This window comes from Proteiniclasticum aestuarii (assembly GCF_017368455.1).
GTDB classification, from domain to species: domain Bacteria; phylum Bacillota; class Clostridia; order Clostridiales; family Clostridiaceae; genus Proteiniclasticum; species Proteiniclasticum aestuarii.
Map to the genome: position 1 here is coordinate 48,347 of NZ_JAFNJU010000001.1, position 20,584 is coordinate 68,930.

The following is a 20,584-nucleotide window of genomic DNA, read 5'->3' on the forward strand; positions in this document are numbered from 1 at the left end:
GGAGGATTCCTATGGATTTTATTGTAATGCTGGTGATCTTCGGCGTAATCTCTTCTTTAACCAGAAAGAGCAAAAAGCCCCAGACTAAAAGACCAGCAGTAACCAACTATCCCAACAAGAATCTATCCAGTAATCCTCGTTCTGCAACGGTTCAGACACAAGTGAACGAGATGAAAAAGCCTGAAAACCTTCAGGATGGTCTTACTTCGCTTTTCAATATGCTGGCCGGCGAAGAAGTTCTTAAAGATCGGAAGACCATGGATGTGGAGCGATTAAAGAAACTCGAACTGGAAGAAGCAAAAAAGAGAAGCGAACAGGAAGCTGTAGAGGCATTCGAAAAGGCAAGGAGACTTGAATCAGAGGCAAGAGAGAAAGCGTATGCAGAAGAAAATGACGCGCTCAAGCTCGAAATGCTGGATGATGGGGTTTCTGAGGAATCCGGAACCGCTTCGTCAGTACCACTGGTGATCAGTCTTTCTGAAGCGCAGAAGGGGTTCATCTGGCATGAAATACTGGATAAACCAAAAGCATTGAATCACAACAGAAGATAAAGCTGAAAGATACCGCTGCAGCTGTAGCGGTATTTTTTTACCTTCTTTTATTTTTCAGATTGTTCTAAAATTAATTGATTTGTATCTTTTAAGAAATGATTTTTTGATATATTCTAAACAAAAAGAAGGAAAGGTGATAAAAGTGAGTACAACAAAAACAAAATTGCTTTGCACTTTGCTTTTTGCTTTTGTGCTTGTAATATCCCTTACTGCTTGTTCACAGTTCTCTCCAGATGACGCCTCCAATGCTGTCAGCTATGAAGGAAAAGCACTGATCATCGAGCTTGAAGAAAACCCCACAACCGGATTCAGCTGGAGTTACACCATTTCGGATACTGATGTGATTCATCTCGTTGAAGATGTCTATACGGAAGACTCAGAAGACCCCGAAGTCGTAGGTGGCGGAGGGATGCATCAATACAAATTTGAAGGTCTCAGCGCTGGCGAAGCTACCATCATCTTTGATTACTTCAAATCCTGGGAAGGTGAAGAAACTGCAGAAGATCATGTGGAGTATACTGTAATCGTCAATGAAGACGGAACCATCGCTGAAGTGAACCAGTAGGAAAACAGAGTTTCAAGAGGAAAAGTGCTCAAAGTGAATTCTTTTGAAACTCTTTTAATATGTTGTATTTAGAGGGGGCTTATTCATGAACAAAACACGTACCATCACCATTGCACTCATTTTATCAGTATTCATTATTTCAGGATGTGCAGATGTAACAGAGAAGGCTGAAAAACTGTCCTTCACACCTGAGACATACCCGGTTGTAGATGGATCTACGGTGACAATCCCGCTCTCAGAAGTGTTGGCATCCAGGCTGATGGATCTGCCGCGGGAAGAAGCAAGACAATATGTCCTTCACAACAAAACACATGAAGGATATATCAATCTCATCGAGAAGAATGCAGACATCATCTTCGTCACCAGTCCATCTGAAGAAGAACTGGACATGGCAAAAAATCATGACGTGGAACTGGAAGTGGTTCCCATCGTCAGTGAAGCCTTCGTTTTTCTTACCGGTAAAGATAATCCCATATCCGGATTGAGTCTGGAAGAGATCAGGGGGATCTATTCCGGGAAAATTAAAAGCTGGAAAGAGATGGGCGGACCTGATATGGATATCGTCGCTTATCAGAGACCAGTCAATTCAGGCAGTCAGACAGGGTTCCTTAATCTGGTCATGAAGGATCTGACGCCTATGGAAGCGCCTATGGAGCAGACCATAGCAGGTATGGGAGAACTCATTGATTCTGTTGCGGCTTATACAGACAGTCCCAATGGTATCGGATACTCCTACTATTACTATACCAGCGAAATGTGGGGGAATGAGCGTGTTAAACTCCTTGAAGTCAACGGTGTTGAGCCAAATCCTCAGACCATCACATCGGGAGAATACCCACTCAAAACAGCCTATTACGCCGTTATACGTGGTGATGAACCAGAGGACAGTCCTGTACGTAAAATGATCTCCTATCTGCTTTCAGAAGAAGGTCAGGCAATGGCAGAGGAGGCAGGTTATGTCAGAATCAAAGAAAATCCATAGAAAAGGCAGCATCGAACGCTTTATCATCTGCTTATGGATGATTGTAGTTCTTCTTGTTATTGTGGGATGTAATTCCATTGAAAAAGAGCCCGCTGAGACCTCTAGGATTACTCCTGCGTTGAATAAGGAGGGGAGAGAAGACTATGTTTCTCCTTTTCGTGAAGTATCTGGTCCTGTTCATACAACTTACCTCATTGCCAATCCACCCATAGAGGTTTTGACAGAGAAAATAAAAAGCCCTGAATTTCGTGAATTCACTCTCTCCATAAAAGGATTGAAAGATAAAACCGTGGAAGAGAAGATCAACCAGAAAATCGCGGAGCATCACATGAGCCTCAAAGAGATAAAGCTGCCTCCATATAGAGGCATACGCAGGCTGATTCCTGAAGAATCTACGATCCTGAATCAGGATGTATCCACCCAGCTTATATTCAGCTACAATGACATCATTTCAGTGATGACATCCGTATCAAGAACATACAGCACAGATGCATCTGGCCTGAATACGGAATACGTGGATTATCGTGACAGTCTGACTCTGGATCTTCATACCGGAGAGGAGATCCGGCTGTCGGATTTATTTCTGAGCGATTCGGATTATTTGAAAACCCTGAATACCCTTGTGTCGGATTACCTGAGCTACCAGCAGGCCACTGAGGAGTACGGCAAGGAGTTTCAATTCATTACACTTACAGGGCCGTTTATTGGGCTTAAAGAGGATCAGAAATTCAATCTGACTGAAAACACATTGATGCTGATTTTCGACTGTGATACACCTGAATTTGATACCAGAAACTATCCGGTGACCATCAGCATTCCCTATAAGGATCTGGAGGATATATTCGCCATTAAAGAACGTTTTTACAAGGAAGATTCGTCTATTTTTGAAAACGAAACTCCACGAGAACACATCCTCATCAGTAATTTTCAGGAGCGGATAGAAGGAGAGAATTCCATCATTCCTATAGAAGGTATTGATGTCCATAAAGAGTTGCGTTATCCATGGAATTTATCCAGTAGCCTGAAGAAAAAGTTTATCGATTTCTCTGAAGTGAACATAGAGGAAATCAAAGACATTGCAGAAGGAGAGCACCAGCAGTTTTATTATCAGGAATCCACCGCATCTTCCATTGGTGACTATATCATCTTCAGCAAGATGAAGAATTACCATGATGGACAGTTCAATTTCACTCAGGAATACGCCACGTTCAGAGAGGATGGAACCATCGCGCCGCTGGAATCACTGTTTCGACCCTTTTTTGACTATGAAGAACTGATAAGAAAAGTACTAATTGGGGCGATTCCCAGAGGTGTCGAACGATCAGATGAGTTTGTTGATCAACTTCTGGAAAGCCTCACATTCAGATTGAACCGAACTGATATCTACTTTGCAAGTGAATCCATAGAAATCAATCAGAATGAAAGAACACCTGTATCATTTGCAATTCCATACAAAATCATCGGCATAGAGAACCTGACCATATTCGAATAATGAATTGAACGTTCAAACAGACAACAGCTGGAAGGGGGGAATCCCATTCCAGCTGTTGTCAAATATATGCGTGATGGATTGAAGTAAAACCTGATAAGCTGATGAACAACTTATCTTGATACTAATGGTAACATACTTTCAGAAGAAAAAACCCCGAACTTCTTCGGGATTTTGGCACTTTTTTGATCAATTTTGAGGTGTTTCAAGATTACTGTATATCTATAAATATCATGATATTTCAAATAAATATTTAATATCGTGAAAGATAAGAGTATCTAATCTTTGAGCGTACAGAAAAACTGGCAGCATGAATCATTACGGCCAAGATGCAATAGTATGAGAGTAAAACAGATCGAGAAGATTCTGAGCATCTAGGATGTAAAGCAAGACCCGGTTCAAGAGATGAGATCCGATAAAAGAAAGTGTCAGAGAAGCATGAAGAAGCCATCATTAACAATAAATATTCCTGAAAAGGATAGAAGAGGGCTTTTGGGGTCCATTTCTCTATAAATATTTTATTTCGCGAAATGTTGATTTCGCGAATTTAATACGATATAATTAAGATAGAGATACAAAAATCATGCTTTTTGACCGAAATCGCCCTTCTGAAATATACATTTAAGGATGGTAACTATGAGTGAAAATAACACGACTTATTATGAAGTTTATCCCGCACGCGTGCTGGACTTTCTGAACTACTCCAGCACCATACGCGGCAAGTCAGACAGCACCATTGAAGCCTACGGCTATGATCTGGGTTTGTTCTTCAGATTCATCAAAATGCATCGAAGACTTGTTCCTGCCGAGATTCCTTTCGATGAAATCCTCATCCATGATATCGATGATGAATTCTTAAGGAAAATCACTTTATCCGAAATTTATGCGTTCCTATCTTTTACAGATAAAAAACGTAAAAATTCAACCTATGCACGTGCTAGAAAAACGGCCTGTATCAAAACTTTTTTTAAATACTTAACCGTGAAAGCCCGTATCATCGATAAAGATCCAACTATAGAATTAGAAAGACCCAAAATCAAGAAAAGAAACCCCGTCTATCTGACCCTCGATGAAAGCTTGTCTCTGCTGAGATCAATGGACAAAGAAAATATCAACTACAAGCGTGACTACTGCATACTGACGTTATTTCTGAATTGCGGACTCCGTCTATCAGAACTTGTCAGCATCAGAATCAGTAAAATCAAAGAAGATACTCTTACCGTCATCGGTAAAGGAAACAAGGAACGGGTCGTTTATCTGAATCAGGCATGCATCTCTAGTTTGAATGAATATATGACAATCCGATCTAAAATCGAAACGGATGACCAGCATAAAGACTACCTGTTTCTGTCCACCCACCGAAGACCCATAAATAAGCGAACCGTTGAGATCTTAGTGAAGAAACATGTGCAGCACGCTGGTCTGACGGATGAAAAATACAGTCCTCATAAGCTTCGACATACAGCAGCTACACTGATGTATAAGCATGGAAAAGTCGATATTAGAAGTCTACAGATGATTCTTGGACATGAAAATGTTTCAACCACACAGATTTATACCCATGTCGATAACGAAGCACTCCGTGAAGCTGTCAAAGCAAATCCATTGGCCGATGAATAACCAACACAATATATAGGTGTCAATTTATTCTTTTGACCTTATATATTGTACTTCTTCAAAATTACGATGAATTCAACTTTACATAATATTTATTTAGTTTACTGATTGGCGTTCAGCATCCCCTTCCCCCCTCTCACTTCATTGAAACATTTACACTATAAGCTAGTGATCATGACTATACATCTGTTCTTCTGCAAAGCGAAATCCAAGCAAAACTCCCGAGCCATATTTTTTTGAAAATCCAGGTCAATTCTGTTTGCTTTTTTAGTAAATAGAAAAAAATAATTATTTGAAATGTTCAGAAATTGTCCTCTCATAAAATACATATTGCACCAAGCCCATCCCCTACTCATTATCTTGAAAGAATAAAAAATCGCACTATCTAATCATGAATATACTAGATAGCGCGATTTCTTTTTTGATTACAGGAAATTAAGCAGCAGCAAAATCAGGAGCAGAAGCATAAATCCATAGATAAAAACATCCGATTTATTGATGTATTTTTCTGCTGAACGCAATAACCCTCGTAAGAATCTTCCAGAACGTTCATAGACTGGAGCGTAATATTCGCTTTCAAAATCAAGCTGCTTGGGTAAGTGAAAGTGAAACAGATTGAATTTTATGCCCGCAATATAGATTATAAATCCGGCACTGTATACAGTTATCATGGACAAGAGATCCTTGCTGTTGAAGAAGTTCATGTCAACGAGGTATTGATCTATGAAGTAGGCATCAAAATTCAGTGACCGGGCTGACGGTATGATGAAGTGATCCATCATCAGATTCGGAAAGAGCCCAATAGCAAGAATCAGGACAGAAAGCACAATCATGGCAATGGTTCCCGTATCATATTTTTCTTTCACATATTTATATTTCTTAGGCATGTGTCCAAGAAAAACATGAGAATAGAGCTTGATGAATGATGCCGCAGTGCATGCACTGACAAAAGTAAAAAGATACTCTGCCCACCTAAAGGCTGGATGTCCATATTCGTATGCTTCTATGATGGCATGATGCAGGATGGATTTACTTGCAAAACCATTAAGTAAAGGCATTCCTGTGATCCCTAGTGCTGCAATAAGTCCTGCAGCTGCTGCAATAGGCATTTTTCTCCATAGACCACCCAGATTGTACATATTCTTTTCCCTGGTTCTGAAAAAGACTACCCCTGCGACCATGAACAGCAACGCCTTGAATAAACCATGATTAATCATGTGATACACGCTTCCAGAAAATCCCATGGCACCATCGTATCCCAGATAGGCAGCAACTCCTATACCCATGATCACATAACCCATCTGACTTACGCTGTGATAAGCGAGCATACGGATCATTTTCTCCTGCTCCAGCGCCGCTATGACGCCTACAACCATTGTAATGATGCCAAGCCATATGACCACAGCACCGATGTCTTTCAGTGTGACCAGCACCCTGTTCACTGTCTGCTCTTCTAGCGCCTCTGTAGAACTGATGACAGATACAATGAGCCTTGCAATGCCATATCCACCTAATTTCATGAGGATACCTGAAGACAACGCATTCACTGAGATATGAGCTTTTGGATAGATGACCGGTACCCAATGGTGCAGTGGAACCATCCCTGCCTTCACGCCAAATCCGGTGAGGAAGAAAGCCGCTGAAACGTATTTGACATTACCTATTTCTCCGAATTTTTCAGCGATGGTGATCCATTCGTAATTCTGGGTATAGGCAGATAATACAAGAATTCCTGCCAGGATGGATAATCCACCGAAAATACCGAAATAAATATAGATACTTCCCGCTTCTATGACCTTCTGTCCCCTCTCATGAACCATCAGCGCAAAGGAAGCAAAGGTCACAATTTCAAAAAACATGAAGAAGCTGAGCAGATCCCCAGCCATCAGTGTACCAATGGTAGCCAGATAGGTGATCATGAAGAACAGGTAAAAACTTCTTTCTCGCCCGCATCCTTTAATATCCACGGATGTGTAGAAACTGACCGCCAGAAAGATGACCCCTGCCAGAATCATGAATACCAGGCTTAAAAGATCGATTCTGAAGATGATTCCATTCCCGAATACCCTGGCAATCTCATACTCTGTGGGAGCTGCCAGCACTTCAGGATAGATGGCAATCATCAGTATCGTAGTGAAAAGAATGACAGCCCGTACAGAAAACCGCCTGATTCCTCTGTTTTTTCCGCTTAAGAGAGGAATTAGAAGAATTTCAATCATAGTCAGCATGATTATGATCACAGGCAGCCATAACTGTACAATCGCTCGTGCTGTATTCATCGCTACACCCTCCTTCAGGATACAAGGTAAATGATAATACCCAGCAGTACAATGGCATAAATCACCACATCACTCTTGATGATTGTTGTTTCCATACCATGTATGAATGTATTGGACATGGCCAGACTCTTCTTTCTGATCCCTTTGTTGAGCGTAAAATCTCCATCCATCCATCTCGGAAGATGCAGATGAAACAGATGATACCGGATGCCCAGATAAAAGATCGCAATGCCGATGGCGAATATATAAACCATAGTCATCAGGTCATGGCTGTTGAAGAAATTCATGCCCACCAGATAATGTTCTATAAAATCTTCACTGTATGCAAATCCTCTCGTTGCAGGGATGATGAACTGATTCATGATGAAATTCGGAAATACTCCAATGAGGGTCACAAGAAGCGCCAGTCCGCCCATCCCAAGGTTCATCATGATCTTCTCCCCTTTAATATCCTTGTATTTCTCTGGAAGCTTCCCCAGGAACACAAATCCGAATAGCTTGATGAAGGAAGTGACCGTTCCGGCACTGATCAGTGTGAAAATCATCTCTGCGTATCGGAAGGACGGATGGCCGTATTCGTAGGCTTCTACAATGGCATGATGCAGAATGGACTTGCTGGCAAATCCGTTAAAGAGAGGCATTCCCGTTATACCTAGAGCTGCAATCAGACAAACCAGCGCAGTAAAGGGAAACTTTCTCCACATACCACCGAGTTTGTACATGTCCATTTCATGGGTTTTGAGATAAATGACCCCTGCGACCATGAAGAGCAGTGATTTGAACAAAGCGTGATTGACCATATGATAGATGGCCCCAGAGAACCCCATGGCCCCTTTGGGGCCAAGATATGCCGCTACTCCGATCCCCATAATGATATATCCCATCTGACTGATGCTGTGATAGGCGAGCATCTTCTTCATATTGCTCTGCTGAAGAGCCATGAAGACCCCTGCCGCCATGGTGATGATGCCGATCCAGATGATGACGGCCCCCAACACATTGCTCAGATCCCAGATTGGATCATCATAGGGTAGAAAAGCCCCCTTCGCCGGCATGAAGAAACTGGTCAGCACCCTTAGCATCCCGAATGCACCGATTTTGATCATCAGACCCGATAAAAGTGCACTGGCTGGTGTCGGAGCCACCGGATGGGCTCTGGGCAGCCAGATATGAAGTGGTAGCATTCCTGCCTTGATGCCAAATCCGATGAGAAAGAGTGTGGCAATAAGATACTTGACATTGCCAAGAGAACTGACTTTCGTAGCCATGGGAACAAATGCCACCGTACCTGCATGGACATAAAGAAGTATGATGCCAAGTAGAAGCGCAAGGCCTCCCGCGACACCCATATAGATATAGCTGTCTCCGGCGATGAGAGACTCTTTGGACTGATTATGCGCCACAAGGAAATAGGAAGCGAAAGTCATAATCTCGAAGAACAGAAACATGGTGATGAGATCCCCTGCCATGATGGTTCCCAGTACTCCCCCATAAGTGATGGACATCTGAAGAAAGAATCTGTTTCGATGTTTTTCGATGCTCATATAATCATGGGCATACATACTCACAAGAACCCAGATGATGGATGACACCATGGCCATGATGAATCCCATGAGATCCACCTTGAAATTCAGTCCAAGCCCAAGCATTCTGGGAATCTCAAACCTCATAGTTCCTTCCATGACCTGAGGGAAAAGAGCAAGGATCAGAAAGAAGGTAAGCACTGTTGTATAGACCACTGCCATGTCTCTTGAGTTTTCCCGTCGTCTGAAAAAATACATTTCTATGGGACCACCCACCAGAGGGATCAGGACAATAATCAAGGGAAGACTCTTGAAGTTATTCAGATAGCTGGATATGCTCTCGGCTATGTTCACGGCAAAAAGAGCGACGCCACTCAATGTGGATTTGTCCACATTGGCGGAGAAAAAGAGAAATGCCGAGAATAGAAGTCCCAGAATGATATATAGGATAATGCAGTTGATGCAGAAAGCATCCAGCTTCTTCTTTTTTTTGAATTCTGTATATTTATATTGCTTATTTGTATGCTTCAAATCAATCCTCCGTTTATAAGCCCATACCCGAACCGATGAAGGTCGGTACAGCCTGCTGGATAATATCCATCACCAGATGGGGGAAAAGTCCGATGACAAGACTGCCCAATGCCACGAGAACCATGGAAACTTTCATGGTCTCCGGAATGCCATCCCGATGCATTTCAAGCGGCTTTCCAGGACGCTCTCTTAAGAAAGCTGAGACTATGATGGGCAGATAGTACAGCGCATTGAGAAAACTGCTGAGAAGAAGGACGATGAGCAGTTCCGGGTGCCCAGCATCCAGCACAGCAAGTCCAAGATACCATTTGCTCATGAATCCGCTGGTTCCTGGAATTCCAATCATCCCAAGGACACCTATGCTGAACACCGTCATGGTAATAGGCATTTCATAGCCGATTCCATCCAGGTTCTTCACATCCCTCTTTCCAGTGAGGTAAATGATGGAGCCCGCACTGAGAAACAGCGCTGATTTCATGAATGCATGGGACACCACATGGAAAAGTGCTGCAGAGAATCCCATTTCACTTGCAAGGGCAAGTCCCAGAAAAATATAACCGATCTGTGACACGCTGGAATAAGCCAGTCTTCGCTTGATGTCTCTCTGAGTCAGTGCAAAAACCGAGCCCATCATCATGCTTAAGACAGCGAAGATAATGAGATAATCAGCAATCCCAATATCAACAGAAATATTCTTTCCCACGACCCGATACATGATTTTGGCGATGGAAAAGACGTATGCTTTCACAACCAGTCCTGATAAAAGCGCACTGGATGGTGTAGGCGCTGTGGAATGTGCATCAGGGAGCCAGTTATGCAGTGGAAAAATGGCTGCTTTGATACTGAAGCCTGTAATCATGAATCCCATGGCCAGCAGTATGTTTCTGGGGTATAGCCTCCACACCGCACTGATTTCCTGATTGATGGCACTCATATTCAGCTGTCCTGTGACCATATAGATGAGCGCTATACCCATGAGCACTGTGACAGAACCGATGGCCCCCATCATCAGATACTTCATGCTGGCCATGAGTGTATCTTTCTTCTTCTTGATTGCAATGATCGCAACAGAAGTGATGGAAAGTATTTCCATGAACACATATAAGTTAAACATGTCATTGGTAAAGATCATGCCAATCATCGAAAAAATCAGCAGGAAGACCAGCGTGTAATAGCTGTACATTCTGGACGATTCGATTTCATGTTCCAGATCTTTCAGTGAGTAAATGATGATTAGAAGAGACAACGTCAGGACAATCAGCGTCATCAGCGCAGAAAACTCATCCACGAGAAACTCGATGCCGATTCCGGCGGGATAAGATCCGAAGGTATAGCTGTAAGGAGCATCCCAAAGTACCTTCAATAATTCCAGCAGAGCCATGATCCATGCTATACCAAGAATGGAGACCATCAGAAGCTGAAATCTTCTGCCATACGGTTTCCTCTGCAGTGGAATGGTCACTGCGAAGATCAGAAGAACCATCAGGATGTAGACCGGAAAGTGTATGTTACTCATCTTCTTCCACACTCCTTATCTTCATGATCTCATCCAGATCGATGGTGCCATAGGCTTCATGGATTTTCATGATGATGCTCAGCGCAAAGGCCGTGATGCTTACAGCCACTACAATACCCGTGAGTATCATGGCTGCAGGCAGCGGATTCACAAACACTTTTTCTCCAGAAGACGGATCAATGATCGGGGCCACCGCCCCCTTCACATAGCCAATGGAAACGAAGAAAAGAAATATGGAAGTCTCCATGATATTGATTCCGATGATTTTCTTGATCAGATTAGAGTGCGTGAGCACTGTATAGAGACCAATGATGAAAAGAATCATGGCACCGATATAATTGATGTTGTTTGCGATGGTACTTAAATCAAACTTCATTCCTCTTCCTCCAGCATGGTATGAAACAGCGTGACGATGGTGCTCATGACTTTCAGTCCTATGGCGATGGTCACAATGGGTATAAGACCCGCACTGAACACACTACCCAGCTGACCCATGGGAAAGCCGGCTTCCTGATTTGTGAGGAAATTATAGCCTGCAGCTATGCCGGCGAATCCCACAAGAATGAAGAAGAGGATCCCACCGGTTTCAATCTTTGAGGATACACCATGAGGCATCCTTTTCTGTCCAGACTTCAGTCCGAAGGCCAATGTATAGAGAACGATACTCGCAGCGAAAATCGCCCCCCCTGAAAAGCCTCCTCCCGGAGACAGATGCCCATGAATGATCACATAGATGCCATAGAGCTGGATAAAGGGCAGAATCATTTTTGTTATGACTCGTACAAATAAATCATCCATGATGCTCCTCCTCATTGTCCGATTTTCTGTGATGAAAAATTCCGATTAAAGACACCACGGCTGCAATACCTGTAAAAAGCACAGTCGTCTCCCCCAGCGTATCAAATGCACGATAATCCGTGATGATGGCTGCAATGAGATTGGTGCTTCCTGTATCTTCAGCCCCTTCACTGATGTAATACTCTGCGATCTCGTTATACGATGGATTCGTCCTGTCACCAACGGGCGGGAGTTCAGAGATGCTTGAAAGAAGCACCAGGAGAAGGCCTCCAAGGACGATGAGCGTGAAAATCTTCTTCATTATTCCATCCTCCTGGTTCTGCTGATGACCACCACAAATAGTATGGTGGTGATTCCTGCACCGATGGCCGCTTCGGTCATGGCGACATCCGATGCACGCAGAAGAAGCCACAAAAGAGCCATCACCAGGCTATATGCTGTGAAGATGATCACAGCACCCAGAAGATCTTTTGTTCTTTCCACTGCAATGGCCGCAACGATCAGAAACACGATGAGAATCACATTAAATATCTGCATCCGGACCCTCCTTTCTCTTCCCGATTTCCTTATCATAGGCTGCTTTGGAAATGATATGGGCTGCAACGGGATTGGTGACCATGATGAAGACAAGAACAACGAGGAGTTTCAGGCTCACCGGATCAACCCCCTTATAGACAATCAGAGCCAGGAGTGCAAGGCCCGCACCCAACGTGTCACTCTTGGTGGTCGCATGCATCCTGCTGAAGACATCCGGAAGCCTTATGAGTCCTGTGGTGCCTACCAGAAAGAAAAAGCAGCTTGAAAGCGCAAGCACTAGAATAACAAAATCTTTGAACATTGCAAACACCTCCTAATACAGTTTCCCTTTTTCAATGAATTTGGATACAGCGATGGTGGCTATGAATCCCATCATGGAATAAATCAGTGCCACGTCGATAAATGCGTTCTGTTCCGTGATGACGGATATGAGGGCAATAAGCACCGTCACTTTGGTGGTGATCACATTGATGGAAACAACACGATCGGCAGCGGTTGGTCCCACATAAGCTCTGTAAAGACAGATGAAAGCCAGAAGCGCCAGAAAAATCGTCATGCCAGTAAATACTTGTATACTCATTTGACTTTTTCCTCCAGACGAAGAACATGCTCTTCCAGTGCACTTCCCTGTAATCCTTCTGCCGCCTCTCTGGTCAGCGCATGAACGATATACTCATCCCCCACGATATCCACCGTCAGTGTGCCTGGGGTCAGGGTCACCACATTCCCATATAGCACTTTATTGAAATCCTTTCTGAATCGCACGGGAACTCTGACAAAAGAAGGTGCGATGGGCATCTTTGGATTCAGAACGATTTTCGCCACATTGATGTTGGACTTCACAATCTCCACAATCAGAACAGCGATAAGAGTCGTGAAATGCCAGAGAAATCTGGCCGTCACAGGACCTCCATCTGCTCTGGTGAAAAGAATGTCCCGATTCAGATAGAGGATGAGAGTGGCTGAACATGCTCCAAGAAGAACAGACTCCACGGTAAGCTTCCCATCGATAATGGACCAGAAAAAAAGAAGAAGAAAAAACATGATCAGGATGTTTTTTCTTGATTGTAAAGCTGTCTTACTCATTATGCACCCCACCTAGTAAATTTGAAATATTGAATCTATACCTACTATTATATATGAACTTTATCTGAATTAGGGGCATTTTTCAACGAAATATGAGATTATAATGGTTTACAGCCTCAGATTTAACATTTCCATAGATTATCCCGAAAAAAAGCTCCAGGCCATTGCCCGAAGCTCAATTTTCAGTATTCAATTCCGACTCTGGATGACACGCCTTTACTGTAATAATGTCTGCAGTTCACCATTTCCGTCACCAGGTCTGCTTTCTGCATCAGTCTATCCGATGGGTCTCTGCCCGTCAGAATCACTTCCATATGCGGCGGTCTCGTTTCCAGAAGTTTTATCACATCCGCTTCCTCCACCAGACCATGATGCATGGCAGCCATGATTTCATCCAGAACCAGTATGTCCATGGGTTCTGTTTCGATTCTCTTCATCAGTTCGATCCATTCCCCCTTCACTTTTGACTTCAATGCCCCCTGCTCTTCTTCTGAAAGGGTATGGAAGAAACGCACGGTTTCCGCTAATTTCAGATGTGTGATCTGTTCATTTTGTCCCATACTGACTTCCTCGCCGGTCCGGATCCCTTTCAGAAACTGAACAAACAGGACTTTTTTTCCTCTGCCTGCCGCACGAAAGGATAATCCCAATGCGGCCGTTGTCTTTCCTTTTCCCTCTCCTGTATAGATCTGTACAAATCCTTTATTCATATGAACCTCCTTGCTTGCTTATTTCTGTTGGAATGACATGGGGTTTGCCAGAAGAAGGATTTCTGATGATCATGCAGTTCATCTTGTATATTTCTCTGATTCTCTCTTCCGTAATGACTTCTTCTGGGGACCCCATGGCTTTGATTTCTCCATGATTCAAAAGAATCACGGAATCACTGAATTCGATGGCGAGGTTCAGATCGTGAAGCACTGCCACCACTGTGATTTCCCTGGACTTCGAAAACCCGGATACGGTCTTCAATATTCCGATCTGATGATGGATATCCAGATGAGAAACCGGTTCATCCAGAAGAAGAATCTCCGTATCCTGTACCATGGCGCGAGATACGATGGCACGCTGTAGTTCTCCTCCACTGATGCTTCGCACGGATCTGTCTTTGAGTCTCCATGTATCGGTGATCATCATGGCTTTTTCGGCCAGCTCCAGATCACTTCTGCTCTCAGTTTCAAATCGCTTCAGATAGGGAGACCGTCCCATGAGCACCATATCCAGCACGGAGAAATCGAAATCCATTCGCGTTTCCTGCGGAACTACTGCCAGTCTCTTTGAAAGTTCTTTCACGGAAATCGATGTGATATCTTTTCCATTGATATACACACAATTTTGATCGGCGCGCAGTACCTTCTGAAGATTCTTAAGCAGTGTAGTCTTTCCAGAACCATTGGGTCCTAGTATGCTGTAGAACCGGCCTTTTTCCAGTGAAAGATCTATGCCGCTGAGAACAGAAGCTGCCTCATAGGAAAAGTCCAGATTATTCACAGTGATCATTTTCATAGAGAAATCCCCCTTAATTTTGTTCTGCGCAGCAGATAGATGAAATAGGGTGCCCCAAAGAGTGCAGTGACGGCCCCTACAGGTATTTCCATGGGCGATAATACTGTCCTTGCCAGCGTGTCGGATACAATCATAAACACTGCACCCCCTATGGCCGAGAACGGAATCAGCACCCGATGGTCCGGACCCAGAAGCAGTCTGACCCCATGGGGAACGATGAGACCCACAAACCCGATGATTCCGCTGGAAGATACGATAAATGCGATCATTAGAGAAGACACCACCAGAAGCACTTTTTTCGTCTTTTCAATCTCCACGCCCAGATTATGGGCTGTATCATCCCCCGCCATCATAAGATTGAGATCTCTCGCATAAAACAGGATGATCAGCGTACCCATGCCCACCACAGGAAGGAGATAGAGAATCTGCCCCCATCTGGCAGCCGCCACGGAGCCCATGGTCCAGAAAATGATGCTGTCTGCCTGGTCCCTGTTGAAAATCATCAGGATGGAAATCATGGCGGAAGCCATGGCGCTGACCGCAACCCCCGCAAGAAGAAGCGTCACTGCCGGAATCTTTGTGCCGACTTTCGCGATCTCATATACACAGACCACTGTAAGAATCGCACCAAGAAAGGCCATGAGCTGAACAGACGGAAATGGTCCTGCAAGAAAGGTGCCACCAAGTGTGATGGCAATGCTCGCACCCAAGGCCGCTCCTGAAGATACCCCGATGACATAAGGATCTGCCATGGGATTTTTGAACATACCCTGAAAGGCCGCGCCCACCACAGAAAGTCCCATACCTATGACAGCTGAGAGAATCACTCTGGGCAGTCGTATGTTCAGCATGATGACTTCGTGGGTTTTCATCCCTTCTTTCTGAATCAGTTTTCCCGCTACCGGCAGTTTTCTTATGAGAATCGAGAGCGCATCCATGAAGGATATATCCGCTGCGCCAAGGGTGCTGGCAAAGATCATCAGCGTCAGAAGGCTCAGAAGGAGCAGGAAGAAAAGGGATCGATAAAATCCCTTTCTTTCAATAAAGCTCATCTTGCCACCTATTTGAACGCATCCGGATGAATGAGTCTGGCCAGAGCGTAGAATCCTTCCGCCAGTCTTGGACCCTGCCTGTCAATAAGATTGTTGTCAATTTCAAAGACATTCCCTTCCTTCACGGCACGAAGATCCTTATATCCGTTCGCTTCCATCACACCGCTTTTCGCATCATAGTACTCTGACACGATGAGAAGATCCGGATCATGTTCAACGATTTTTTCTACGCTGTAGCTCCAGCCTTCCACATCATCGGCGATGTTTCTGCCATTGGCCATGCCGATCATCTCACTGATGAATGTATCTCCGCCTGCCGTATAGTCTCCAAACTCGCCATACCCGACAACGTAATACACACTGGGGGCTTCCAGTCCCTTGACTTTCTCCGTAACCTCCTGAATGGAGGCCTTCATCCCTTCTATCAGCTGATCTGCAGTGCTTTTTTCATCCGTGATTTCTCCAAGAGCCTCAATGACACCGAAGACCCCTTCAAAGCTGTCATTGGGATTCAGTACAATCACCTGAATATCCAGCTCACTCAGTTTTTCATAGACATCCTCACTGAAGTGTGTAGACGCGATGACAAGATCTGCCTCAAGCTCCACGATCTTCTCGATATTCGGCTCCTTCAGGCTGCCGATGGACTGCACATCAGCTGTTTCCACAGGATAATCACAGTAATCCGTTCTCCCCACCAGAAGCTCTTCCGCTTCCAGAGCAAAGATTGTTTCTGTAATACTTGGGGCAACGGAAACGATTCTTTCCGGTTTCTTCTCCAGGACCACCTCAGCCCCGAAGGAGTCTTCTATGGTTAACGGATAAATCGTATGCTCTTCATTCACTTCTTCCGCATCTGCCGGCGTTTCGATGGTTTCACTCTCTATTGGCGCGTCTGCTTCCTCTTTCACGCCGCATCCGGTGAAAACACCTGCCGTAAGGATTATTCCAGTCAGTAACGCTGCTATTCTTCTTTTCATTTCTATCACTCCAGTTTTTTATTTTTTGTCCGATTCGTTCTTTTTTCCTGTTTCATTCTCTAGCTCCGATCCATCTTTTTCAGTTCAGCTAGAAGCTTCCTGTTTGAAGCGTGGTCCTTGATGGCGATTCTGAATGCATAGTCGCTGAGTCCCTTGAATCCGATGGGAAGTCGGATCAGAAGCCCTGCTCCAAGAAGCATCTCCTGAATCTTCTCCGCCTTATGTGTCTTCGAAGTCACCAGTATGAAATTCGAATCCGTGGGAAGAAAAGTGAAGTCTCTAAGCTTCTCCAGTTCCTTCATAAAGAAAGTTCTTTCCTCCAGAATCCATTTTCTGGTCGCTTCCTGATATGTTCTGTCATGAAGCACGGTCTGCCCTGCAAGGTCCGCCAGGGAATTGATGTGCCAGGGTTCCATGCGCTCTTCCACTTCACTGGCCAGTTCCATCTGATGAAACACACCATACCCCAGCCTGACTCCAGGCATGCCGAAGTATTTCGTCAGGGCTCTGATGACGATGATATTCTCCTCTTTTGCGTCTAGGATGCTTGTTTCCGGATAGTCCCTGGTAAACTCGATGAAGGTCTCATCAATGACCAGATATCCCCGTCTTTCCTTTATCATTTCCCCCAGAGCAAGGAGCTCATCTTTTGACGTCAGCGTGCCGGTGGGGTTGTTCGGATTGCATAATATGACCAGGTCCTTCTCCTCCAGAAGATCCGCTAGCGCCCGTCCGTCGAGCTTTCCCTCCCTGTCATAGAGGACTTCTTCCTGTACAGGAATCCCAGCCATCCTGGCGGCTCTTTCATATTCCGAGAAGGTAGGGCATGCTATGAGCACTCTCTTCACAGGGAGCGCCTGTATGGTTTTATAGATCACTTCGATGGCACCATTTCCCAGTACCACATGAGCTTCCTGGTCCAGCTGAAGATAGCTCATTATGGATGCCTTCAGTTTTCTGTATTGCCTATCCGGATATCTGGTTAGGCAGGACAGATCTTCAAGGAGAACCTTGCTGAAATGCTCCGGAATCCCCAGGGGATTGATGTTGGCACTGAAGTCTGTCATTTCTTCTTTGTACCGGTAGATATCACCACCATGATAATTCAAAACAAATCACCTCCTTTCGATATCAGTGCGTGGATGAGACTACAGGTCAGTGCAAAGAGAATCGTGGCGCTATACATCAGCCGATGGACCTTTCTGATGTCCTCCACTTCCGGAAGGTTTCTTTCATCGCCAATGAATGGTTTCTGCACCATCTTTCCAGCATAGATTGCATCTCCTCCAAGCTGAATGCCTAGCGCTCCAGCTGCAGCTGCCTCTGGATGAGCGGAGTTCGGACTTTTATGATTTCTTCTGTCCCTTCTCCATATATGAAAACTTTCTCTGAAGGAATAACCAGGCAGAAGCGAAGACAGTATGAGGAAAAGAGCCGTGAGACGCGCGGGAATGTAGTTCATAAGATCATCCATTTTTGCTGAAACATAGCCTAGATCCCCGTACCGCTCATCTTTGTACCCCACCATGGAATCCAGCGTGTTCACCGCTTTGTAGGCCCACAGAAGCGGTGCCCCTCCAAGAAAGGCATAGAAAAGAGGCGCGATGACTCCATCTGAGGTGTTTTCTGCTACAGTCTCCACGACAGCTCTGATGATGCTCTCCCGTTCAAGGGATTCTGTGTCTCTTCCCACAATACAGGAAAGGCGTTTTCTGGCTTCTGGAAGATTATCTCTTTGAAGGGGCATCATCACTTTACCGCTTTCTCTTTCCAGGGACCTGGCCGCAAGGCCAAGCCAGATGAGCAGGATCTGCAGCAGGATAAGAAGAAATGGATGGATTCTCGCCGCGATGAAGAGCAGACCGTATACCGCAAGAAAGGTTCCCGATACCGTGGCGATCCACAAGAGAAGCCCCCATAATCTCAGACGTCCAGGTGATGCCTTCCTCTCTCTGATTCGTTTTTCAGCATTTGAGATGAAAAGACCGATGCCTCTGACCGGATGATAGATCCATACCGGGTCGCCCTGAAGAAAATCCATCATCAGCGCAAGCAGAATATAGACCGTCTCAGTTTTCAGCAAGTATTGCATAGATTTTCTCCATATCCGTATGCTCCCGTACGATCTGTGCCAGTTTATCCAGCTCTTTCTCCCGATGGTCCCAGTAATCGGTGATGGTTTCCTCCAGGGGAGAAATCCCTTTCCTGGTGCAGAGATAATCCAGGAGAGATCTGGTAAAGCCTGCATTTTCAAAGATTCCATGAACATAGGTGCCGAATATGCCTTGCTCCCTGTCCATGACCCCTTCCTCCAAAGGATGCACTTCCTCATTGCTTCTCTTTGTGAGGGTCAGAAGCGGGGAATACTTCACTTTGTGCCGGCTTTCTCCCATATGGATCTCATAGCCTGAAATCTTCGCCTCACCGAAGGGACTGATGCCTTCCACGAGAAAGGTCTTCTTCTCCTCTTCAAACCGGGTCTCCATCCTGAGTAGGCCAAGCCCCTCTGTCTCCAGCCTGTCGGTTTCCACCCCGTATGAATCACAGATTCTTTCACCCAGCATCTGATACCCTCCGCAGATGCCCATGATCGGAGTCCCAGCCTTCTGTGATCTCAGAACTCTTTCATCCATTCCGCTCTCTTTCATTTTCTGAAGATCTTCCATCGTGGACTTGGTTCCAGGCAGTATGATCAGGTCCGGATGACCGATTTCCTCGTGAAGTCCAACAAAACGGAGGCTGACCTCCTTCAAAGCGGATAGAGGCTGAAAATCCGTGAAGTTCGATAGATGTGGAACGCGTATCACCGCAATATCCAGTTTGGGATCTTCATCTTTCCTGAAATGCATAAGATCCATGGCACTGTCTTCCTCATCCAGATCCAGTGAAAAGAAGGGGATAACCCCCAGAACAGGTATTCTGATGAGCCTTTCCAGCTCTTCTATGCCTGAGGTGAGAAGACTCGGGTCTCCTCTGAACTTGTTGATGATGACCCCTTTGATTCTATTCCTTTCCGCCTCCTCCAATAGCATCACGGTACCGTAGATGGAGGCGAATACACCTCCTCGGTCGATGTCCGCCACAAGGATCACCGGCGCATCCACCATTTCCGCAAAGCCCATATTGACGATATCGTCGGCTCTGAGGTTGATTTCAGCAGGACTTCCCGCCCCTTCAATGACCATGATGTCGCTTCGTTCCGAAAGATCGCCATAAGCGGAAACAATCAGATCCTTCAGTTCGTGCTTGTAACGGAAATAGTCTGATGCCTTCATATTCTTCACCGCTTTTCCCATGACAATGACCTGAGACTTCTGGTCTGTCGTAGGCTTCAGAAGGATCGGATTCATGGACACGTGGGGTGCTTTTCTGGACGCCTGCGCCTGCAGTACCTGTGCTCTGCCCATTTCATGTCCTTCTGTGGTCACGTGGGAATTCAGTGACATGTTCTGGGATTTGAACGGAGAAACGCTGTACCCGTCCTGTGTGAAGATGCGGCATAAGGCTGCCGCCAGAACACTTTTTCCCACTGAGGAAGATGTACCCTGGACCATGATGTTTCTGCTCATAAA

The 20,584-nt window shown here is 45.0% G+C and carries 22 protein-coding genes; 5 read left to right on the forward strand and 17 right to left on the reverse strand.

Annotation, left to right across the window (positions count from 1 at the left end; all coding sequences use genetic code 11):
- Nucleotides 1-11: 11 nt before the first annotated feature.
- The 5 genes from J3A84_RS00235 to J3A84_RS00255 all read left to right on the forward strand — a co-directional run bounded on the left by J3A84_RS00235 (nt 12) and on the right by J3A84_RS00255 (nt 5,207).
- Nucleotides 12-551 carry a hypothetical protein gene (locus J3A84_RS00235; RefSeq protein WP_207597989.1) on the forward strand — a complete coding sequence of 180 codons (540 nt, stop codon included), beginning with the start codon at nt 12-14 and terminating at the stop codon, nt 549-551.
- A 142-nt stretch (nt 552-693) separates the two neighbouring features.
- Entirely contained in the window at nt 694-1,116 is a 423-nt protein-coding gene (locus J3A84_RS00240) for a protease inhibitor I42 family protein (RefSeq protein ID WP_207597990.1), read from the forward strand.
- 85 nt (nt 1,117-1,201) lie between these two features.
- Nucleotides 1,202-2,098 carry a PstS family phosphate ABC transporter substrate-binding protein gene (locus J3A84_RS00245; protein ID WP_207597991.1) on the forward strand — a complete coding sequence of 299 codons (897 nt, stop codon included), beginning with the start codon at nt 1,202-1,204 and terminating at the stop codon, nt 2,096-2,098.
- Entirely contained in the window at nt 2,073-3,590 is a 1,518-nt protein-coding gene (locus tag J3A84_RS00250) for a DUF3298 domain-containing protein (protein WP_207597992.1), read from the forward strand. Before J3A84_RS00245 ends, J3A84_RS00250 begins: the two co-directional genes overlap by 26 nt.
- 633 nt (nt 3,591-4,223) lie before the next feature.
- Nucleotides 4,224-5,207, forward strand: coding sequence for a tyrosine recombinase XerC (locus J3A84_RS00255; RefSeq protein ID WP_207597993.1), 984 nt, complete (start codon nt 4,224-4,226; stop codon nt 5,205-5,207).
- Between the two features lie 422 nt (nt 5,208-5,629).
- On the opposite strand, the gene J3A84_RS00260 is transcribed toward J3A84_RS00255, so the two are convergent.
- The 17 genes from J3A84_RS00260 to J3A84_RS00340 form a co-directional block, all read right to left on the reverse strand.
- Nucleotides 5,630-7,483, reverse strand: coding sequence for a complex I subunit 5 family protein (locus J3A84_RS00260; protein ID WP_207597994.1), 1,854 nt, complete (start codon nt 7,481-7,483; stop codon nt 5,630-5,632).
- A gap of 14 nt (nt 7,484-7,497) precedes the next feature.
- Complete coding sequence (locus tag J3A84_RS00265; protein WP_242693910.1) at nt 7,498-9,537, reverse strand: complex I subunit 5 family protein; 2,040 nt, start codon at nt 9,535-9,537, stop codon at nt 7,498-7,500.
- Between the two features lie 13 nt (nt 9,538-9,550).
- Complete coding sequence (locus J3A84_RS00270; protein WP_207597995.1) at nt 9,551-11,053, reverse strand: complex I subunit 5 family protein; 1,503 nt, start codon at nt 11,051-11,053, stop codon at nt 9,551-9,553.
- Nucleotides 11,046-11,429: a cation:proton antiporter subunit C gene (locus J3A84_RS00275; RefSeq protein ID WP_207597996.1), complete on the reverse strand. Its 384-nt coding sequence runs from the start codon at nt 11,427-11,429 to the stop codon at nt 11,046-11,048. The genes J3A84_RS00270 and J3A84_RS00275 overlap by 8 nt, the downstream gene beginning before the upstream one ends.
- Nucleotides 11,426-11,851 carry an MnhB domain-containing protein gene (locus tag J3A84_RS00280; protein ID WP_207597997.1) on the reverse strand — a complete coding sequence of 142 codons (426 nt, stop codon included), beginning with the start codon at nt 11,849-11,851 and terminating at the stop codon, nt 11,426-11,428. Before J3A84_RS00280 ends, J3A84_RS00275 begins: the two co-directional genes overlap by 4 nt.
- Nucleotides 11,844-12,152 (reverse strand): hydrogen gas-evolving membrane-bound hydrogenase subunit E, encoded by a 309-nt coding sequence (gene mbhE / locus J3A84_RS00285; RefSeq protein WP_207597998.1) that lies wholly within the window; start codon nt 12,150-12,152, stop codon nt 11,844-11,846. The genes J3A84_RS00280 and mbhE overlap by 8 nt, the downstream gene beginning before the upstream one ends.
- Nucleotides 12,152-12,388: a hydrogenase subunit MbhD domain-containing protein gene (locus tag J3A84_RS00290; protein ID WP_207597999.1), complete on the reverse strand. Its 237-nt coding sequence runs from the start codon at nt 12,386-12,388 to the stop codon at nt 12,152-12,154. The genes mbhE and J3A84_RS00290 overlap by 1 nt, the downstream gene beginning before the upstream one ends.
- Nucleotides 12,375-12,689: a monovalent cation/H(+) antiporter subunit G gene (gene mnhG, locus J3A84_RS00295; protein WP_207598000.1), complete on the reverse strand. Its 315-nt coding sequence runs from the start codon at nt 12,687-12,689 to the stop codon at nt 12,375-12,377. Before mnhG ends, J3A84_RS00290 begins: the two co-directional genes overlap by 14 nt.
- A gap of 12 nt (nt 12,690-12,701) precedes the next feature.
- The gene (locus J3A84_RS00300; RefSeq protein ID WP_207598001.1) at nt 12,702-12,968 is read right to left on the reverse strand and encodes an MrpF/PhaF family protein; all 267 of its coding nucleotides are present in this window, start codon (nt 12,966-12,968) and stop codon (nt 12,702-12,704) included.
- The gene (locus J3A84_RS00305; protein WP_207598002.1) at nt 12,965-13,474 is read right to left on the reverse strand and encodes a Na+/H+ antiporter subunit E; all 510 of its coding nucleotides are present in this window, start codon (nt 13,472-13,474) and stop codon (nt 12,965-12,967) included. The genes J3A84_RS00300 and J3A84_RS00305 overlap by 4 nt, the downstream gene beginning before the upstream one ends.
- Nucleotides 13,475-13,656: 182 nt before the next feature.
- On the reverse strand, nt 13,657-14,184 hold the full coding sequence (locus J3A84_RS00310; protein ID WP_207598003.1) for a cob(I)yrinic acid a,c-diamide adenosyltransferase: 528 nt from the start codon (nt 14,182-14,184) through the stop codon (nt 13,657-13,659).
- Entirely contained in the window at nt 14,177-14,980 is an 804-nt protein-coding gene (locus J3A84_RS00315; RefSeq protein ID WP_207598004.1) for an ABC transporter ATP-binding protein, read from the reverse strand. The genes J3A84_RS00310 and J3A84_RS00315 overlap by 8 nt, the downstream gene beginning before the upstream one ends.
- Nucleotides 14,977-16,032, reverse strand: a complete 1,056-nt coding sequence (locus J3A84_RS00320; RefSeq protein ID WP_207598005.1) for a FecCD family ABC transporter permease — start codon at nt 16,030-16,032, stop codon at nt 14,977-14,979. The genes J3A84_RS00315 and J3A84_RS00320 overlap by 4 nt, the downstream gene beginning before the upstream one ends.
- Before the next feature lie 8 nt (nt 16,033-16,040).
- Nucleotides 16,041-17,012 (reverse strand): ABC transporter substrate-binding protein, encoded by a 972-nt coding sequence (locus J3A84_RS00325; protein ID WP_207598006.1) that lies wholly within the window; start codon nt 17,010-17,012, stop codon nt 16,041-16,043.
- 59 nt (nt 17,013-17,071) lie between these two features.
- The gene (gene cobD, locus J3A84_RS00330) at nt 17,072-18,121 is read right to left on the reverse strand and encodes a threonine-phosphate decarboxylase CobD (protein WP_207598007.1); all 1,050 of its coding nucleotides are present in this window, start codon (nt 18,119-18,121) and stop codon (nt 17,072-17,074) included.
- The gene (gene cbiB / locus J3A84_RS00335; RefSeq protein WP_207598008.1) at nt 18,118-19,104 is read right to left on the reverse strand and encodes an adenosylcobinamide-phosphate synthase CbiB; all 987 of its coding nucleotides are present in this window, start codon (nt 19,102-19,104) and stop codon (nt 18,118-18,120) included. The genes cobD and cbiB overlap by 4 nt, the downstream gene beginning before the upstream one ends.
- A complete protein-coding gene (locus tag J3A84_RS00340; protein WP_242693911.1) occupies nt 19,082-20,581 on the reverse strand; it encodes a cobyric acid synthase in 1,500 nt (499 codons plus the stop codon). Before J3A84_RS00340 ends, cbiB begins: the two co-directional genes overlap by 23 nt.
- Nucleotides 20,582-20,584: the final 3 nt, after the last annotated feature.

Bases quoted from the DNA above. Each gene is read 5' to 3' on its own strand.
- cbiB (WP_207598008.1), bottom strand. From the start codon at position 19,104: ATGCAATACTTGCTGAAAACTGAGACGGTCTATATTCTGCTTGCGCTG.
- mnhG (WP_207598000.1), bottom strand. From the start codon at position 12,689: ATGTTCAAAGATTTTGTTATTCTAGTGCTTGCGCTTTCAAGCTGCTTT.
- J3A84_RS00250 (WP_207597992.1), top strand. From the start codon at position 2,073: ATGTCAGAATCAAAGAAAATCCATAGAAAAGGCAGCATCGAACGCTTT.
- mbhE (WP_207597998.1), bottom strand. From the start codon at position 12,152: ATGAAGAAGATTTTCACGCTCATCGTCCTTGGAGGCCTTCTCCTGGTG.
- J3A84_RS00260 (WP_207597994.1), bottom strand. From the start codon at position 7,483: ATGAATACAGCACGAGCGATTGTACAGTTATGGCTGCCTGTGATCATA.
- J3A84_RS00310 (WP_207598003.1), bottom strand. From the start codon at position 14,184: ATGAATAAAGGATTTGTACAGATCTATACAGGAGAGGGAAAAGGAAAG.
- J3A84_RS00300 (WP_207598001.1), bottom strand. From the start codon at position 12,968: ATGAGTATACAAGTATTTACTGGCATGACGATTTTTCTGGCGCTTCTG.
- J3A84_RS00325 (WP_207598006.1), bottom strand. From the start codon at position 17,012: ATGAAAAGAAGAATAGCAGCGTTACTGACTGGAATAATCCTTACGGCA.
- J3A84_RS00245 (WP_207597991.1), top strand. From the start codon at position 1,202: ATGAACAAAACACGTACCATCACCATTGCACTCATTTTATCAGTATTC.
- J3A84_RS00255 (WP_207597993.1), top strand. From the start codon at position 4,224: ATGAGTGAAAATAACACGACTTATTATGAAGTTTATCCCGCACGCGTG.
- J3A84_RS00320 (WP_207598005.1), bottom strand. From the start codon at position 16,032: ATGAGCTTTATTGAAAGAAAGGGATTTTATCGATCCCTTTTCTTCCTG.
- J3A84_RS00270 (WP_207597995.1), bottom strand. From the start codon at position 11,053: ATGAGTAACATACACTTTCCGGTCTACATCCTGATGGTTCTTCTGATC.
- J3A84_RS00275 (WP_207597996.1), bottom strand. From the start codon at position 11,429: ATGAAGTTTGATTTAAGTACCATCGCAAACAACATCAATTATATCGGT.
- J3A84_RS00280 (WP_207597997.1), bottom strand. From the start codon at position 11,851: ATGGATGATTTATTTGTACGAGTCATAACAAAAATGATTCTGCCCTTT.
- J3A84_RS00305 (WP_207598002.1), bottom strand. From the start codon at position 13,474: ATGAGTAAGACAGCTTTACAATCAAGAAAAAACATCCTGATCATGTTT.
- J3A84_RS00235 (WP_207597989.1), top strand. From the start codon at position 12: ATGGATTTTATTGTAATGCTGGTGATCTTCGGCGTAATCTCTTCTTTA.
- J3A84_RS00315 (WP_207598004.1), bottom strand. From the start codon at position 14,980: ATGAAAATGATCACTGTGAATAATCTGGACTTTTCCTATGAGGCAGCT.
- J3A84_RS00290 (WP_207597999.1), bottom strand. From the start codon at position 12,388: ATGCAGATATTTAATGTGATTCTCATCGTGTTTCTGATCGTTGCGGCC.
- J3A84_RS00340 (WP_242693911.1), bottom strand. From the start codon at position 20,581: ATGAGCAGAAACATCATGGTCCAGGGTACATCTTCCTCAGTGGGAAAA.